This window comes from Roseofilum halophilum BLCC-M91, assembly GCF_030068445.1.
Taxonomy (GTDB): Bacteria; Cyanobacteriota; Cyanobacteriia; order Cyanobacteriales; family Desertifilaceae; genus Roseofilum; species Roseofilum halophilum.
On sequence record NZ_JAQPOK010000088.1, the window covers coordinates 20,115 to 36,506 of the forward strand.

Annotated in this window: 16 protein-coding genes; 9 read left to right on the top strand and 7 right to left on the bottom strand. The window is 47.1% G+C overall.

Annotated elements, in window-relative coordinates; genetic code table 11:
- Nucleotides 1-59 precede the first annotated feature (59 nt).
- The 3 genes from PJF56_RS11585 to PJF56_RS11595 all read left to right on the top strand — a co-directional run bounded on the left by PJF56_RS11585 (nt 60) and on the right by PJF56_RS11595 (nt 3,551).
- Nucleotides 60-1,229, top strand: a complete 1,170-nt coding sequence (locus tag PJF56_RS11585) for an amino acid ABC transporter permease (RefSeq protein ID WP_283762831.1) — start codon at nt 60-62, stop codon at nt 1,227-1,229.
- Between the two features lie 169 nt (nt 1,230-1,398).
- Nucleotides 1,399-2,616, top strand: coding sequence for an amino acid ABC transporter permease (locus PJF56_RS11590; protein WP_283762832.1), 1,218 nt, complete (start codon nt 1,399-1,401; stop codon nt 2,614-2,616).
- 143 nt (nt 2,617-2,759) lie between these two features.
- Nucleotides 2,760-3,551, top strand: coding sequence for an amino acid ABC transporter ATP-binding protein (locus PJF56_RS11595; protein ID WP_283762833.1), 792 nt, complete (start codon nt 2,760-2,762; stop codon nt 3,549-3,551).
- Between the two features lie 77 nt (nt 3,552-3,628).
- On the opposite strand, the gene PJF56_RS11600 is transcribed toward PJF56_RS11595, so the two are convergent.
- From PJF56_RS11600 to ribD, 3 genes are all read right to left on the bottom strand, one after another.
- Nucleotides 3,629-4,087, bottom strand: coding sequence for a hypothetical protein (locus PJF56_RS11600; RefSeq protein WP_283762834.1), 459 nt, complete (start codon nt 4,085-4,087; stop codon nt 3,629-3,631).
- Between the two features lie 136 nt (nt 4,088-4,223).
- Nucleotides 4,224-4,784 carry a hypothetical protein gene (locus PJF56_RS11605; RefSeq protein WP_283762835.1) on the bottom strand — a complete coding sequence of 187 codons (561 nt, stop codon included), beginning with the start codon at nt 4,782-4,784 and terminating at the stop codon, nt 4,224-4,226.
- 76 nt (nt 4,785-4,860) lie between these two features.
- Nucleotides 4,861-5,982 (bottom strand): bifunctional diaminohydroxyphosphoribosylaminopyrimidine deaminase/5-amino-6-(5-phosphoribosylamino)uracil reductase RibD, encoded by a 1,122-nt coding sequence (gene ribD / locus PJF56_RS11610; RefSeq protein ID WP_283762836.1) that lies wholly within the window; start codon nt 5,980-5,982, stop codon nt 4,861-4,863.
- Between the two features lie 204 nt (nt 5,983-6,186).
- Here ribD and PJF56_RS11615 point away from each other — a divergent pair, with 204 nt between their 5' ends.
- The 3 genes from PJF56_RS11615 (at nt 6,187) to PJF56_RS11625 (ending at nt 8,395) form a co-directional block, all read left to right on the top strand.
- The gene (locus PJF56_RS11615; protein WP_347179529.1) at nt 6,187-6,885 is read left to right on the top strand and encodes an MBL fold metallo-hydrolase; all 699 of its coding nucleotides are present in this window, start codon (nt 6,187-6,189) and stop codon (nt 6,883-6,885) included.
- A 44-nt stretch (nt 6,886-6,929) separates the two neighbouring features.
- A complete protein-coding gene (locus PJF56_RS11620) occupies nt 6,930-7,475 on the top strand; it encodes a rhodanese-like domain-containing protein (protein WP_283762838.1) in 546 nt (181 codons plus the stop codon).
- A 143-nt stretch (nt 7,476-7,618) separates the two neighbouring features.
- A complete protein-coding gene (locus PJF56_RS11625; RefSeq protein WP_283762839.1) occupies nt 7,619-8,395 on the top strand; it encodes a sulfite exporter TauE/SafE family protein in 777 nt (258 codons plus the stop codon).
- On the opposite strand, the gene PJF56_RS11630 is transcribed toward PJF56_RS11625, so the two are convergent.
- Nucleotides 8,392-10,377 (bottom strand): sensor histidine kinase, encoded by a 1,986-nt coding sequence (locus PJF56_RS11630; RefSeq protein ID WP_283762840.1) that lies wholly within the window; start codon nt 10,375-10,377, stop codon nt 8,392-8,394. The two genes, PJF56_RS11625 and PJF56_RS11630, sit on opposite strands and share 4 nt — an antisense overlap.
- Before the next feature lie 212 nt (nt 10,378-10,589).
- Here PJF56_RS11630 and PJF56_RS11635 point away from each other — a divergent pair, with 212 nt between their 5' ends.
- Nucleotides 10,590-11,924: a hypothetical protein gene (locus PJF56_RS11635; RefSeq protein WP_283762841.1), complete on the top strand. Its 1,335-nt coding sequence runs from the start codon at nt 10,590-10,592 to the stop codon at nt 11,922-11,924.
- A gap of 18 nt (nt 11,925-11,942) precedes the next feature.
- Here the strand turns inward: PJF56_RS11635 and PJF56_RS11640 are convergent, their stop codons facing one another.
- Entirely contained in the window at nt 11,943-13,226 is a 1,284-nt protein-coding gene (locus PJF56_RS11640; RefSeq protein WP_283762842.1) for an ATP-binding protein, read from the bottom strand.
- A 77-nt stretch (nt 13,227-13,303) separates the two neighbouring features.
- Between PJF56_RS11640 and PJF56_RS11645 the strand changes: the two genes are divergently transcribed.
- On the top strand, nt 13,304-13,783 hold the full coding sequence (locus PJF56_RS11645) for a pentapeptide repeat-containing protein (protein WP_283762843.1): 480 nt from the start codon (nt 13,304-13,306) through the stop codon (nt 13,781-13,783).
- A 325-nt stretch (nt 13,784-14,108) separates the two neighbouring features.
- On the opposite strand, the gene PJF56_RS11650 is transcribed toward PJF56_RS11645, so the two are convergent.
- The gene (locus PJF56_RS11650) at nt 14,109-14,393 is read right to left on the bottom strand and encodes a hypothetical protein (RefSeq protein WP_283762844.1); all 285 of its coding nucleotides are present in this window, start codon (nt 14,391-14,393) and stop codon (nt 14,109-14,111) included.
- Nucleotides 14,390-14,959: a hypothetical protein gene (locus tag PJF56_RS11655; RefSeq protein ID WP_283762845.1), complete on the bottom strand. Its 570-nt coding sequence runs from the start codon at nt 14,957-14,959 to the stop codon at nt 14,390-14,392. Before PJF56_RS11655 ends, PJF56_RS11650 begins: the two co-directional genes overlap by 4 nt.
- A gap of 282 nt (nt 14,960-15,241) precedes the next feature.
- Between PJF56_RS11655 and PJF56_RS11660 the strand changes: the two genes are divergently transcribed.
- Nucleotides 15,242-16,279, top strand: coding sequence for an N-acetylmuramoyl-L-alanine amidase (locus PJF56_RS11660; protein ID WP_283762846.1), 1,038 nt, complete (start codon nt 15,242-15,244; stop codon nt 16,277-16,279).
- The last annotated feature ends 113 nt before the right edge of the window (nt 16,280-16,392 follow it).

A 16,392-nucleotide genomic window follows, 5' to 3' on the forward strand; every position in this document is an offset into this window, starting at 1 on the left:
CCCTGTCCCCGCGTCTCCGTGTCAATCATTATGTAGCAAACATCTAAGGATTCCATATTATGGCCTCGGCAAATGAGCATAGCATTCCTCTGTGGCGTGATGAGCGATTTTGGCGAGTCGCGCTACAAGTTTTGGCGATCGCGATCGTTATTTCTGTCATTAGTCTGTTAACCTATAATGTCTCCAATAATCTCCAAAGAGCGGGAATCGAGTTTGGGTTTGAGTTTTTAGATACCCAAGCGTCCTTTGCCATTGGAGAAAGTATTGTTCCTTACGATCCAGCCAGAGATACCTATGGCCGGGTTTTATTAGCAGGGTTGGTGAATACCCTGCGGGTGATTATTGCAGGCATCATCCTGACGACGGTGGTGGGAATTACCGTCGGGATTGCTAGTTTTTCTAATAATTGGTTACTCCGCAAAGGGAGCGAAGCCTATGTGGAGTTAATCCGCAATATCCCCCTACTCCTCCAGTTGTTTTTCTGGTATCGGGCGGTCTTTTCTAAGTTACCGAGACCTGCCGATCGCATAGAGGTGATGGGATTCGCGTTCTTGAGTAACCGAGGTGTGTTTCTCCCTTGGCCAAAATTGGGTTGGCCTCTAGCGCTTTGGTGCGCTGTGTTGCTCGGATTGGCGATCGCTGCGGTGGTGGTTTGGAAAATCCGCATCAAGGAAATCGTAGAGCGCGGAAATTCTGGACAACCCCAATTAATTGCCTTGTGGATTATGGGTATTGCCGCGTTGCTGATTATTACGGTTGCCTTTGGATGGGAAAAACCCACGGAAATTGAGGTAGGGCGCATTACCGGAGGGTTGCGCCTCACGGGAGAATTTTCCGCCTTGCTGACGGGATTAGTCTTTTACACTGGTGCTTTTATTGCCGAAATTGTGCGAGCGGGGATTCAATCGGTTGCTAAAGGACAGTGGGAAGCTGCCAGTGCCCTAGGGTTGTCGTCTGGGTTAATGATGCGTTTGGTCGTATTTCCCCAAGCTCTACGGGTGATTATCCCGCCTTTGAGCAGTCAGTATATGAACTTGGCGAAAAACTCTAGCTTAGGAGCGGCGATCGCCTACGCGGAAATTTACAACGTCGCCAATACTACCTACAACCAAAGTGGGCGACCGGTAGAAGTGATGTTAATTATCATGGCCACCTATTTGCTGATGAATTTGATGATTTCTCTCGGAATGAACCAAATCAACCGCCTGGTGCAACTGCAAGAGAGGTAATTCAATTAACTATATAGCCTTTCTCTCTTGCATGAGGTATAGCCCTCACCCCCAACCCCCTCTCCCACGGGAGAAGGGGAGCAGAAGTCCCTCTCCCGTGGGAGAGGGATTTAGGGAGAGGGCATTCCACGTTTACGTCTAAAAGGAAAACGTTATATTATTCATTTACATGACTTCTTTACCGAGCAACTCAACCGATATGGCCCCGCCGCCGGAGATGCGCGATACTCCGGTGAATTGGGTTAAAAATAATCTCCTTAGTCCCTGGTATAACGGTTTAACTACGGTGATTATCCTAGGAGTATTAATGACCCTGGGGTATAACTTTCTCTCCTGGTCATTCACCCTAGCGAAATGGGATGTGATCCCGCGAAATTTGCCCCTATTTATGGTGGGTCGTTATCCCAGTGAAGAATATTGGCGCTTGTGGATTTTAGCCGCTCTCATTAGTGTCTTTGCTGGCTTGTCTTGGGGGGTGATTGCCCGATCGCTCCCTCTCTTTAGCCGTAATGTTCTGATTGGCTTGTCAATTGCGGCCCTAGGCTGTTTTATCACGCCTACTCCCATCGTGTATCGCGCTTTATTGGTAGGCTGTTTAGTGGCGATCGCCGGAAGTGCCTGGATCGGCCAACAGGTGGGCAGAGTCCAACCCGCTCTCGGAAAATGGGTATCCTTTGGCTGGTTTGGCGTATTCTTAATCGGACTTTGGCTCATTGGTGGAGGTCTCGGTTTAACCCCCGTGGGAACCAATGAATGGCAAGGCCTGCTGCTCACCGTGCTGACTGCTGTGGTGGGAATTACCCTCAGCTTTCCCATCGGTTTAGTGGCTGCATTGGGAAGACGCAGCACCTTACCCGTGGTCAAAGGACTCAGTATTGCTTATATTGAACTCATTCGGGGCGTTCCCCTGATTACCATTTTATTTATGGGCCAGGTGATGATTCCCCTCTTTCTCCCCGACGGAATGCGTCCGGATCGGGTGATTCGGGCGATTGTGGGCTTAACCTTGTTTAGCTCCGCTTACCTAGCCGAAAATGTACGCGGTGGTTTACAATCGATTCCCAAGGGACAGGCCGAAGCATCACGGGCCCTAGGTTTGAGTACCCCGTTAACCTTGATTCTGATTGTCTTACCCCAGAGCCTGAAAGCTGTTATTCCGGCGATCGTGGGCCAATTTATTAGCCTCTTTCAAGATACGACCCTGTTAGCGATTACCGGCTTGGTAGAATTATTAGGTATTAGTAATTCTATTTTGGCCAATCCTCAGTTTTTGGGGCGCTTTTCAGAGGTGTATCTGTTTATTGGTGTTCTATTTTGGGTGTTCTGTTATGCCATGTCGTCCGCGAGCCGATGGGTAGAAACGAAACTGAATACAGAACACCGCTAAAGTGAAGCAACAAAGGAGTGCGAGCGTCCTGCTCGCTAGACATAACCAGCGAGCAAGATGCTCGCACTCCAACTTCTAACCATTCCCTATTCCCTATTCCCTATTCCCTATTCCCCATTACCCATTCCCTATTCCCTATTACCATGTCACATTCCGATCGCCTAATTAAATCTGAAGATAATCCAACTCCTGTAGACACTGAACCCGCCATCATTGCCCAAGAAGTCCATAAATGGTATGCCAGTAATAAGTTTCATGTCCTGCGAGGGGTGAGCTTAGAGGTTACCAAAGGCGAAGTGGTGGTTGTTATGGGGCCGAGTGGTTCCGGAAAATCCACGTTTATTCGCACGTTTAATGCCCTAGAAGAGTATCAAAAGGGCAAAATTATTATCGATGGCATTGAGTTGTCCCACGATTTAAAGAATATTGATGCGGTGCGTCGGGAAGTGGGGATGGTGTTTCAACAGTTTAATTTGTTTCCCCATTTAACCGTTCTACAAAATGTAACCCTAGCGCCCATTTGGGTGCGCCGTTGGAAGAAGGAAAAAGCGGAAGAAATTGCCCTACAGCTCCTAGAAAAGGTGGGAATTTTAGAGCAGGCGAAGAAGTTCCCCGGACAGCTATCGGGGGGACAACAGCAACGGGTGGCGATCGCCCGCGCTCTGGCGATGCAGCCGAAAATTATGCTCTTTGATGAACCGACTTCTGCCCTCGATCCAGAAATGGTGCGGGAGGTACTCGATACTATGCGATCGCTGGCTCAAAGTGGGATGACCATGGTTTGTGTTACCCATGAAGTAGGATTTGCCCGTGAAGTTGCGGATCGGGTGGTGTTAATGGCTGATGGGCTATTAGTGGAGGAAGCAACCCCTGATGAATTTTTTAACAACCCTAAAGAGGAACGAACCCAGAAATTTTTATCACAAATTTTGTAACCTTCAGTTTAATTTTCAGTTACAGGTGGGTTTGGGGTTGAAGGGGAGAGGAGCAGGGAGTGTGATTCTATATTCCCTTATCGGGGACAAACTAGAACACCATTGGCATTCTCAACAATAGAACCTTCAACATCGTTGATATAAATGGTATTTCCAGTTAAGACGCGCACGAGTCTAGGTTTTTCTTGCAAGCATTCACCAATGGTTTCCGCCCAGCGAATCAATTCACTGGTATCTCTGGTGACTCCAAAAGCATCCGTGATCGGCGTATTAGACCTAATGCTAGTATCTTGAAAAATTGCCGTTTCAATCGGTAAGCTAAAGCGCAAGGGCAAGACTTTTCCGGTTGGCGCTGTAGTAACATATTCTCTGGGGCCAACATAACTGCCACCATAAAGTTCTTGGAAGGCCGTTTTCCGATAGTAGTCTACCTGAATGCTGGGAACGCGATCCTGGGCTTTTAGAGCTAAGGGAGAAGCAGCAACAGCGACAGTCGCTAAGACTGAAGCGGCAACTGTTTTGACAACATTTTTCATGATTTCTACTTTGAACCGAGTCAATTCAATATCTAGGACATCAAGGGTCAAATTTTTAAGTCAATCTAGAGAGACTTAGACCCTGGATGAAATTTTAACGATTCTACTATAGCAGAGCCAAGAGAAACTGGACGTTTTATTTAGGCAGAAACTGAGGTAGGGGAGCATTCTCTGGTGGCGATTCACTTAGATATTGAGTCATCACCCGATATCCTGCATAAGCTGGGATAATTAGAGCGATCGCAAAAGCAAGGGTAGCGAACCAAAATTTAGTGTTGCCTGACGATCCATAGTGACATCGATAGGGGTCAAAGGACAGGGTTTCCGGGCGAATTTTCTGTCGAGTCGCTAGAGAGCGCCGAAATCTGATCCGGCGATCGTCGAGTTTTTCTAAGAAAATCCAGCCCGCTTGGGATTCTTCCCGACAGAGTTGGTGAAATATAGTCGGATTGCGAAATAAATCGCTATTCGCCCGCACGATCTTAAATTCCCATCCCCTGGCTTTGGCTGAACCATTTTGATTCGGTTGTCCTTCTGTACCAAATTGTTCTTTGGGTTCATAATGGGTCAAAACTTCTTCCTCCTCCTGATTCCGTTTCTGGATTTCTCTTTGAGCGCGATCGAGACGATTGCCGATCGCCAGCAATTGACATCCCAAACTACTAAAAAACAAACTACTAATCACTAATTCGAGCATATAGCGCTTCCCGTGGTAATGGGTAATGGGTAATAGGTAATGGGTAAATCCATTTTTTCCTTAACAGTCCCCATTTTTAAGGCTTAGAGGGATCGGGGTTGACTAAATAACCCTCAATTAATATATCGTTGCCTAAAGATTGATAGTGAACCTCACTAAGGTTTAAGGCTTGAGTCATTTGGGTTAATCCTAAATCTCCCACGGGAGAAGGAGCTTTATCACCCCCGATAATCTTAGGCGCGATAAAGGCATACACTTTCTGTATCATTCCAGAGGCGATCGCCTCTGCTCCGAGTCGTCCCCCACATTCCCATAACACCGATAAAAAGCCCCGTTGATATCCATAGTCCATCGCTGCTCTGGGAGTCAGTTCGGGAAATTCCACCACTTCTACACCGCGATCGCCTAATTCCCTCTGTAATTGCGGGTTTGCTCCCTCCTGGGTTAACACCACCGTCGGCGCAACCGGCTCCCATAACTGGGCAGATGGGGGTAAATTCAAAGAACGACTCATCACCATCCGCACCGGATTGCGATCGACGACTCCATGAGTGGTTAATTGGGGATTATCTTTCCGCAGGGTATTGCCTCCCACCATCACCGCATCACAAGCGCCTCGCAATTGATGCACCCATCGTCTAGAGTCTTCCCCAGTCACCCAAGCACTATGACCTGTGGTTGTAGCGATTTTTCCATCTAAGGTCATAGCATACTTGAAAATTCCCCAAGGTCGTTGATGGCAGATGCGATGAATAAACGCTTCGTTGAGACGCTGACAGGCTTGCTCTTCTATTCCCACCTGTACCTCGATTCCCGCCTCTCTGAGTCGTTGAATCCCACCCCCTGACACCCTGGGATCGGGGTCTACCATCCCCACCACTACACGCCTGACTCCGGCAGCGATCAGGGCTTCTGTGCAGGGAGGGGTGCGGCCATAATGATTACAAGGCTCTAAATTGACATAAACGGTCGCTCCTTGGGCGCGATCGCCCGCCTCTCGTAGGGCAAAAACCTCCGCGTGAGGCTCTCCCGCACGGGGATGGAAGCCCTCCCCCACCACTTCGTTTTCCGCCACCACAACGGCCCCCACCAGGGGGTTGGGAGCGGTCTGACCAAGGGCTTGGCGAGCTAATTCGATGCACCGGTGAATATAAGCGGAATCTACATCAGAGTGAGATTCCTTCGAGGAATGGGTCAAGGTTGTAAGGGGATTATTTAGACTCTTGGGCGAAAATTCTGGCTGATTTTAACACGAATTGATGCAGGGATTACAAACCCTAGAAAGACGTGAGTTTACGATCCTTCCCTAGGAGAGAGTAAGCATCCTTGCCTAGCTTTTTAGGTTGCTAAATCTCTAAATAGTGATATGATTTTTAATTAAGCGTGAATGAAGGAGACTTGGATGTTATTTCGTCAACTGTTCGATCCAGAAACCAGCACGTATACTTATCTATTGGCTGACTTGAAGACTCAAGAAGCCGTATTAGTCGATCCAGTGCTAGAGCAAGTGGGGCGAGAGTTACAACTGTTGCAGGAATTGGGGTTAAGTCTTCGCTATTGTCTGGAAACCCATATTCATGCTGACCATATTACCGGCAGCGGCCAGCTCCGGGAAGCAACGGGTTGTACGTCCATTGTGCCCCAAAAGGCGGGAGCGCAATGTGCCGATCGCTGGATGACGGATGGGGAAGTGTTGCAAGTGGGAGAAATTGAGATTGAGGCGATCGCCACTCCCGGCCATACCGATAGCCATATGGCCTATCTGGTAAATGGAGAAAAATTACTCACGGGTGATTCTCTGCTGATTCGAGGCTGCGGTCGTACAGACTTCCAAAGCGGCGATCCGGGTCTGCTCTATGATGCCATTACCCAACGGTTATTTACCCTTCCCGATCGCACCGAAGTCTATCCCGGTCATGATTATAAAGGTTGTATGGTGTCCACCATTGGCGAAGAAAAACAATTCAATCCTCGTTTAGCCGGTCAAACTCGTGAGAGCTTTATCGCCCTCATGAAAGGCTTAAATTTACCCAACCCGAAAAAAATTGCTGAAGCGGTTCCCGCAAATCAAAGATGTGGCAAAGTGCCCGTCTTAGCTTAATTAATGCTGTATCTTCTTATTTCCTGAGTTAATTTTTATCAACTATGGCGAGCCATCAAAATCTGCAAGACAAACTCCAAGCGATCGACAGTTTTTCTGTGAAAGAATTGTGGGAACAAGACCGGATTCAGTTCATTGATGTTCGCGAACCGAGTGAATATGCCGGAGAACGGATTCCAGGGGCCATTTCTCGACCTTTATCCCGATTTAATCCGGATGATGTTCTTCCCGATCCCACTAAACCCTTTATTCTCTACTGTCAAACGGGAAATCGTTCAGCGACAGCGGCCCAAAAGCTATTTCTAGCGGGCTTTGAAGAGGTGGCCCACTTAGGCGGAGGATTAGAGGAATGGAAACAACAGGGATATCCCACCCACGTCAATCCCAAAGCTCCGATTAGTATTATGCGTCAGGTGCAAATTGTGGCCGGTTCTTTGGTTTTGACGGGAACGTTATTGGGGGCATTTGTGGCTCCTGGGTTCCTATTTTTGAGTGGGTTTGTGGGTGCAGGATTAATGTTTGCGGGGATTAGTAATACTTGCATGATGGCTCAGTTATTGGCGAAATTGCCCTACAATCAGCGAGGATGAGTGATGAGTAATACGGTCGTTTTTTCTATTTTGAAGTGATCTCGATCCCCCCTAGCCCCCCTTGAAAAAAGGGGAAGAAAAAAGTCACCCTTTTTAAGGGGGATTTAGGGGGATCAAAATGTGGGGAATATGAGGAAAATCAGATGTTAGTGAATCTGGTGGGACATGCTTTGGCTGTTTGTATTGGCTTAAGTTTGGGTTTAATTGGGGGTGGGGGTTCGGTGTTGGCTCTGCCGGTGCTAATGTATGTGATGGGAGTAGAAACCAAATCGGCGATCGCCATGACGTTAGCCATTGTCGGCAGTGTCAGCTTGATTGGCGTGATTTCCCATTGGCGATCGGGGAATGTGAACCTGAAAGCAGCACTGATGTTTGCACCTCCAGCCATGGTGGGTTCCTATGTGGGGGCTAAAGTGGCGACACTGCCCACGATCAGCGCCACTCTGCAACTGATGGGTTTTGTGGCGATGATGGTGACGGCTAGTGTTTTGATGATTCAAAGAAGTCGCAAGCCAAAGACGGAAGAGACGCTCAAATCTGCACCTGTTTCCAGTATTTGGCAGAGGTTTATACTGATTCCCTTGGCGGGTTTAGGTGTTGGATTAGTGACCGGGTTTGTGGGGATTGGCGGCGGATTTTTGGTGATTCCAGCCTTGGTGCTACTGGTGCAGATTCCCATGAAGGAGGCGATCGGTACATCCCTATTGGTGATTGCATTTCAATCGGTGACTGGGTTTTGGGGATATCTGAGCAGTCAGATCCCGATTAATCTCCCTTTGGTGTTCTCCTTTATCGTCGCTGCGAGTACAGGGATTATCTTGGGGTCATATTTAACTCAGTTTGTGCCTGGAAAGCAACTAGAGAAAGGCTTTGGCTATTTTCTGCTGGCGATCGCCGTCCTGATTGTGGTAAAATCCTAAACTTCCGTTTTCAAAGCCTGCGATCGCTGCAACTGTTTCACATCAATCAAAGGCAAGAGAATTTCTACCATGGTTCCCTTCCCTTCTCCCTCACTATATAGGGTAATCGCGCCTTCCATCATCTCAATCAAATTCCGAGAAATCGCCAATCCTAACCCCGTCCCTTCAAACTTCCGCGTCCGACTTCCATCACCCATCACAAACGGTTCAAACAACTTCGATTGGGAAGATGGCTTAATCCCAATTCCCGTATCTTTCACCCTAACGACTGCTTGGGACGGCGATGAAGTGTTACCATTGGTATACAACTGTCCATCCTCCTGCATCCTCTCCACTGCGATCGTAATTCCTCCCTGTTCCGTAAACTTAATCGCATTGCCGATCACATTCATAAAAACTTGCTTGAGTTTGCCCACATCAGCATAAACGGCGATCGCTTCAACTTGACGCTCATAAGTTAAAGACAAGCCTTTAGAGTGCATGGAGGCAGATTCAATATCAATCACCTCTTGTAGGATCTGATTTACGTCTACTGCTTCTAACTCTAGAGAGAGCTTACCCGCTTCAATTTTAGATAAATCCAAAATATCATTAATAATTGAGAGTAAATGCAAAGCCGCATTATCAACTTGTTGCAAAAAATCCAACTCTTCTTCTTTATCATCACAGAACCCATCTTTAACCAACCGAACCGAGCCAAGAATAGCATTGAGTGGCGTTCTCAACTCATGGGAAATACTGGCTAAAAACTCACTTTTAAGCTGATTAGAACTTTTCGCTTCTTGCCAAGCCACTTCTAGCTCTTCTGCCCAACTGGTTAACCGTTCGACCATACTATTCAAAGCTTGAGCGAGTTGATTAAATTCATGGATTTTGAACTGCTGGGGAATCGCTTCTGGGGAAACACTACATTCAACGCTTTTGGCATATTTGCCTAACTGTTCAACCGGAGTGACCAAAGAGCGAGCTAAAATTAGCGTGGCAATTAAATTCGCCGCAATTAATCCCAAAACTAAATTAATTAGGGTTTGCCGAATTTCTTGAAGACCATAGAGGGCATGATCCAGAGGCGTTACGGCTAAAATCACCCATTTTCCCTGAGTCAATCCCTGAGTGGTTGGATTCGGAATCGCCGTATATCCAGTAATCACTTCCTTTTCACTTTGATCGAAATGAGGCAAGTGCAGAAAATTGCTTTGACCCCCGGTAGCTGACCGCATAATTGCTTCTAATCGAGATTTTAGATTTGGATCGTCGATCCCATGAATATTAGTTCCAATTTGACGGTTATCCAGATGGGCAATGATTGTACCTTCTTGATTAATGATGACCGTATAACCGGATAAGGATTTGCGTTCTTGAATCTGTTGTAGGGGAAGAGCAGCTTCAAGGACTAGGTTATATTGGGGTTCTTCAGAAGCGTCATAAACGGGGGCACTGATTAAAAAGTGAAGCTGGTCTTGACCATAAGGCTCTAGAGTGGAATTGGGATTATCAGTGAGTAATTCGACTGTTACTGGACTAGAAGATTGAGGAGAGGGTTTTTGAGTAATTTTTTCAGTTGAGACGTTACCGATCGCCTCAACTCCACAGGTACTCGCAATCATCTTATCACCGGTCAGGGTTTGCAGTTGCAAACAGACGACAGAATCAGAAACGACAGAATGATAAAACCTCTGACTTAGCTCTTGGAGATAGGGATCGATTTTGGATAAATCCCCGGATTGCAAAATGCCACTTTCACTCGCTGTTACCACTTGATCGGTTAGACCATTGATACTGACATCGAGGAGAGCTGCTTTTTCAATGGCACTTTCAATAATATTATACCGAGCCGTTTCTAATAAACTCGAACGCGCTTTACGGTACGTGGCATATTGAAGTAAAAGTAAAACCGGAATGGTCATCAGCAAAATCCGCACTAACAAAATACGGCGAAAAGATGTTTCGGTGGATTGGAGTAAACGGAAGAACTTCAACATACCCTAATGGTGACAAACGATTGCACAGGTCAGCACATAACTAGGATCGCTCCTAAGTTGGGATACAATTAAAACTAGAGTTTCAGGGAACTCCTGGATTCATTGTAGGAAATAATTGGTTTTATTGGCTCCCAGAATTTACGGAAAATCACGCAAGGTTTTTGGGTGAGAACTCAGGCATAATAGTGATAAGAAACTCAACAATCATCTTTATGGCTCGTCTCAATCATAAGGCATATACGATCCTAGTGCGGGAACTAGAGCGATGCGTGGGGAATGATCCGCTCAAAGCTCCTACAAAAAGGCTGGTACTCAAGCGGTTGGAGCGTCTACGACAACAAACTGGCGATCCAGTTTCGGAGCAACAGCTACAGGAAACGATTCAGGCTCTGATTCCAGAGTTCCCGACGAAGGTGATTCGCAAAGCAGCAAAAGCCAATCAACCCTCTTCGGGACTGTTCGGGTATTTGTTTTGGGGGGGAGCGGGTTTAGCTGGATTAGCGGGTTTGGTGTATATCCTGAACCTTCCCTATCCTATGATTCGCTGGCCAGTGTCGAAAACGATTCCCTTGGTGCTGCTACCCAGTTATATGAAAATGGATTACGATTATCGGGGAGCGATCGCCAATGTGGAAAAAGCTGACCAACTGATTAACCAAGCCACCAGCGCCGCCGATATTGAGTTAGGGGAAGAGAAAGTAAACCTAGCGCAAAACCATCTGGATGGTTTACCGGTGTGGTTTTTAGGTTATTTCCCCCAGCGCTACTGTACCTTGTTTAGTTGTAGTTGGCGGTTTACCCTGGATGAATATCAAGTCGCTCGGCAACAGGTGGCTCGCATGGATGCTAAGGTCTTCCAAGAAACGAATGCCCTAACCCTGCTCGAAGAAGGGCAAAGCCAAATCGAAGAAGCGAAAAGCCAGTATCAACAAGCTAACTCTGAAAGTGATAAACAGGAGGCTATATCCCTATGGCAAGCGGGACTCGATAAACTCGACCAAATCCCCCGACAAACTGTCGCCGGACGCATGTCTGAGCCTCAAATTAGAGCCTATCAGCGCGATTTTCAACAGGCCTCTGGCCGGGCAGTGGGAACGCAAAAAACCGATACCCTGATCCAAGCGGCTGCTCAATATGGCATGGCAGCGGCCCAACTGTCCCAAAATCCTCCCCATGCTGAGGAACAATGGCAGGAAATTATCCGCCTGTGGGATCGGGGAAGCGATCAGTTAGAACGGGTTAGGGATGATAATCCTGCCTATGTTCAAGCCCAGGCTAAATTAGCCGAATATCGCAAAAATGCGGCTATGGCGCGGATTCGCCTGCGGAATGAACAGCGCTCGACTCAAGCTTTGAATCAGGCTAAAAGAGAAATTACGGCTTGGCAACGGTTAGCGGCTTCTAGTACCAACACTGGGGTACTCGTCAGTGGACTGCAAAGGATTATTTATGACTTGGATCAAGTCAAATCGGGTACAACGGCTACGGAAGAAGCGCGATCGCTGCGACAGTTTGCCGAAGCGAAAATGCAGGAACTGAGTCAGTAAGAGGACTCGCCTATAGCGCTATAGGACTTGAGACTTGATAAAGTCAATGAACTGCCGTGCGGTTCTCCCAGAGCGCCCATTATGACGAGTTGCCCATTGTAGGGCTTGATATTCTAATTCTGCGCCGGTGAGAGAAAGCTGATTGAGGGCGGCTAAATGTTGCACCATTTGCAGGTAGGTTCTTTGATCGGCGGGTTCAAAGGTGAGGGTTAAGCCAAAGCGATCGCTAAAAGAGAGCTTTTCTTGTAGAGTATCCCAATGATGAATCTCTTCGGCATCTTTCGGATGGGGGCGATCGCCGAAAAACTCCCGGATTAAGTGACGACGGTTGGAGGTGGCATAAACAACCACATTATCCGGTCTCTCGGTTAAATTGCCTTCTAAGACCACTTTCAGAGACTTAAAAGCATCATCATCTTCTTCAAAGGATAAGTCATCCACAAAGATAATAAACTTTTGGGGCAGATTTCGCAGCCGTTCCACAATGTCCGGCAAATCTTTCAGGTCGGACTTAGCGACTTCAATCAAGCGCAAGTTATCATAGGGATGAATCAAGCCTTTAATTAAAGAGGATTTGCCACTGCCGCGAGAGCCGTATAAAAGGACATTCAGAGCCGGAGAGCCAGCGAGTAAGGCTTCCGTGTTCTGTAAAAGGGATTGTTTTTGCTCTTCGTATCCCACTAATTCCTTAAGTTGAATGCGATCGGGATAAGAAACTCCCTTTAACTCTCCCGACTGCCAACGCAACGCCCGATATTCGCAAAAAATTCCCGTACCATGCTGTTGATAATAGTGGGCTAATTCCGGCAGCGCATCCGCCCAATTTTCCCTGTTTCCCAGCAGAGCATGAGCAGAAGATTCCATCACCCAGCAAACTGGGGGTTCTGGCAAATCGGCCACCCATTGCACCCACAAGCTCATCTGTTCCACCACCGGGGGTTCCCCTTGACAAAGAGTTTCTAAGGTGTGTAAATCCTGTCTTGCAGCAGCCACCAGGGGGCTGGGAATTTTGGCTAGGGGAAGGTGTTGCGCTTGGTTGGTAAAGGGATTATGGTCTCGGAAAATTTGGCCCAGGAGATAATCTGACCAACTTTTTTGGATATTCGCCAGGGTTCTAAACCAATGACCGTATGCCTTGAGACACTCTAGGGGATGGGGTTCCGGTTGGTTGAGTTGCTCTAAGAGGTTCAGGAAGGCTTGGCCAACTCGATTGTCAAGAACGTTTTGATAAAGGAGTATAGAAGCGGCTTGATGTTGCAGGGAGGCAATGTGTTGTCGTGCTGAAGGGTTTAGGGTGGTCATGGAAGCCTTGGGCGATCGGATGAATTTATAGGGTGAAGATGCGATAAAATAAGCACAGAGTATTTCTACGCTACGATATGATTGGAAAAAATTGGAACACTTGGGTGTTAACTGCCATTGTACTTATTTTAGCGCCCAGTGCGATCGCCCAAAATACCGACCCTTTGCAGCAATTGCAAACCACCGGCAATTGCTACGAGTGCGATTTGAAGCGAGTTGATTTACAAGAAGCAGATCTGAGATTGGCAGATTTAAGGCGAGCCGATCTCAGAAGGGCTAATTTGAGAGGAGCAAATTTAGCAGGAGCCGATCTTGAAGGAGCAAATCTTGAAGGGGTCAATCTTAGGGAGGCAAATTTGGATGCAGTTACCCTAAGAAAAGCCAATCTTAGAGAAGCAGATCTCAGAGACTCCAACATGGATACAGTGATTTTAACTGAAGCGGACTTGAGCGGGGCCAATCTCGCGGGAGCCTTTGTTGATGCCCTAAATGCCGATGGAGCCGTATTTTGCTTGACGGTCTTACCTTCTGGAAAAATCAGCCGAGAATGTCCTTAAGTTACCTTAGCCGATCGGCCAGACTGCCGTGAGCGATCGAATTGGCTGCTTTATAGCAGTGAATGAGTTGGTTAGGACAGTTAAATTTTGATTTTAGGCAACAGGGAACAGAAAATGTCTTACAGCCATTCGCTTTCTTCATGAGGTACAAGAGGCAAAGATCCCCCCAACCCCCCTTAAAAAGGGGGACTTTCACTGCCCCCCTTTTTAAGGGGGATTTAGGGGGATCAAAATGTACCGCAGAACAGCGAAAAATGCTGTAAGTCTCCCTTGCCTTACTTTAGAACAAAATTTTTAATTTTTAATTTTTAATTTTTAATTGAACTCATCCTTGATGGCGCTTAAACGGAATTGTCTTTCCTTTGTGCTTTTCCCCTGGAGTCCCACCATCTTCACGTTCTGAACCTGGTTCTACTTGAGCCTCTTCTTCTTTCACAGCGTCTTTCTTATTCCTTCCTTGGGCATCGTGCCACGGAGAATCATACCGGTTCCAAGGGAGAATCGGCCCTTTGGGTAACTTATTGGTGAGTACGGTAATATTATCCTGATCCGGTTCCGGCAGGTTGACTTTCTTTTTGGGAGGATTGGGATTGTCCCGATGGGAACTCATAGAGCAAAATAAGTCAAAACAGTAGGGAAGCAAGCCATCCCTGGACAAAAGTTAGCCACTACCATATCCGTCAGAATCACCAGCGCCAACATCCAGGTGGCATAGGCAGCATAGGAGAGGGATTGGGAGATATCATCTAACCGTTGTTTATTTACATTATAGGCTTCTGCCCAGTTCACGAGCATTTGCAGTTGATATTCCTCTGGCGAGAGAGATAAGTAGCTTTCCAGGAACTTGCGATCGCCTAAATTGGGACTGACTGCCATTTGCCGAGGGAGGAACGCCGAAATCAGCAACGTGAAGTTCACAAGGAAGCCGATCAACTCAGCAACCGTGAGCAGGTTAGGGACTAGCACCAACCGCGACAGGGTTAAACTGGTAAGCAAGGCTCCATTGGTCACAAATAATATATTCAGTTTCGTCGTTAGGGTTTGGTTTTTCTGTCGTTGTTGTTCGAGGACTTCACGAGCATCGCCAACAGCTAGTTCTAGGGTACTGGCAGATAGGGAGTCTTCAGAAGGTTCAGGAGAAAGGGTATCAAAGAGGGAATGCACGGTGGCCGTCATAGTGGTAGGAGGGTTTATTCAGTTATGGAGTGAAGGGTGGCGTTGGCCAAAACCTTGGCCAGGTCTATCTTCTATTATGCTAGACCCTGAATCCTTTTGGCTAGAGGATTTTTACAGGATTTTGGGGGTTCTCTCGGTGAGCAAAAGTCGTCTTTATCTGAGCTAAATTACGGATAGAGGCGATCGCTCTTTCAAAAGCGCTTGTTTTTTTGCTGAACTTTAATATTTTATCAGAAATCCCTGAAATATAATGAGGTCTATATCTTAGGATCAGGCAAATTTATGGGTCAAATCATTCGCAAAATCTATTTACACTGGAGTGGAACGCACTATAATTGGGCGACTCCTGGTCATTACCATACCGTCGTCATGAGTGATGGCACGGTTAAACGGCACACGGGTTACGATCAAATGTTGCGGACTCATACTTATGCCCGCAACACCAATTCTGTCAGTATCTGTTGCTCCTGTATGGGAGGAGTGGCTTGGCGGGATTATCCCCCCACCACCATCCAGATTGACAATATGTGTAAAGAAGTGGCATCTCTTGCCCTAGATTTGGGTTGGGGAACCAACGATATTACCATCTCTAGTGTGATGACTCACGCCGAAGCAGCCGCTAATCGGGATTTTACCAAGTGGCAAGCTTGGAACAGCACCGGAGTCTCTTTTGCTACAGCAAGATACTATGGGCTGCCCCATGATAACTATGGCCCCATCAGTTGGCATGATGGATGGCCGGGGGGTACAGCCGAACGCTGGGACTGGTGGCAACTGAAATCCTCCGATCGCGGTGGTGTAGGAGGGGATATTTTACGGGATAAAATCCGGAGCTTCATGCAAGCTGCGGCCGATCCAGACTTACAAAAGATCGAAAACTATCAACAGGAAACGGAATGCAAGATCTTCTTTGGGGGAAGAGTGATTTCTACAGGGTATATCCTTTCCGATAACCGGTGTTATGCTCGGTTATTAGATTTAACATCACCCTTCCAGATCCGAATTGGTACAGTCCAAAGCGGGGACATCCGGTTTATTAATCTGGTTTCGGATAAATACAAGCCCAAATATATAACTGATGCTCCCATTATTCCCAGTTTTCCCAATGTTGATATTTACCTAAATCGTCCTTTAGATGTGAATGGGAATGCCATTGGCGATCAAGATTTCCCAGTACAACCCTTTGTGCAAGGGGTTTTGTTGAAGCGTTCTACCTATGTCATCTTGGCAGATTTTTGTAAAGAATTGGGCATTGATTATGCCTATCGGGGTGCGGATAAGTCCATTCATTTAGGCACGAAAACAGCCCCTCCGATGTAAATGTTTCCTATAATATTAAGGAGTGGGAGCGTCTCGCTCCCTAGCTCCTTAATTAGGGTGAATCCGCTTCGCGGACATTTTTATGTCGGACGCAGTCCGAAACAACCGGAGAT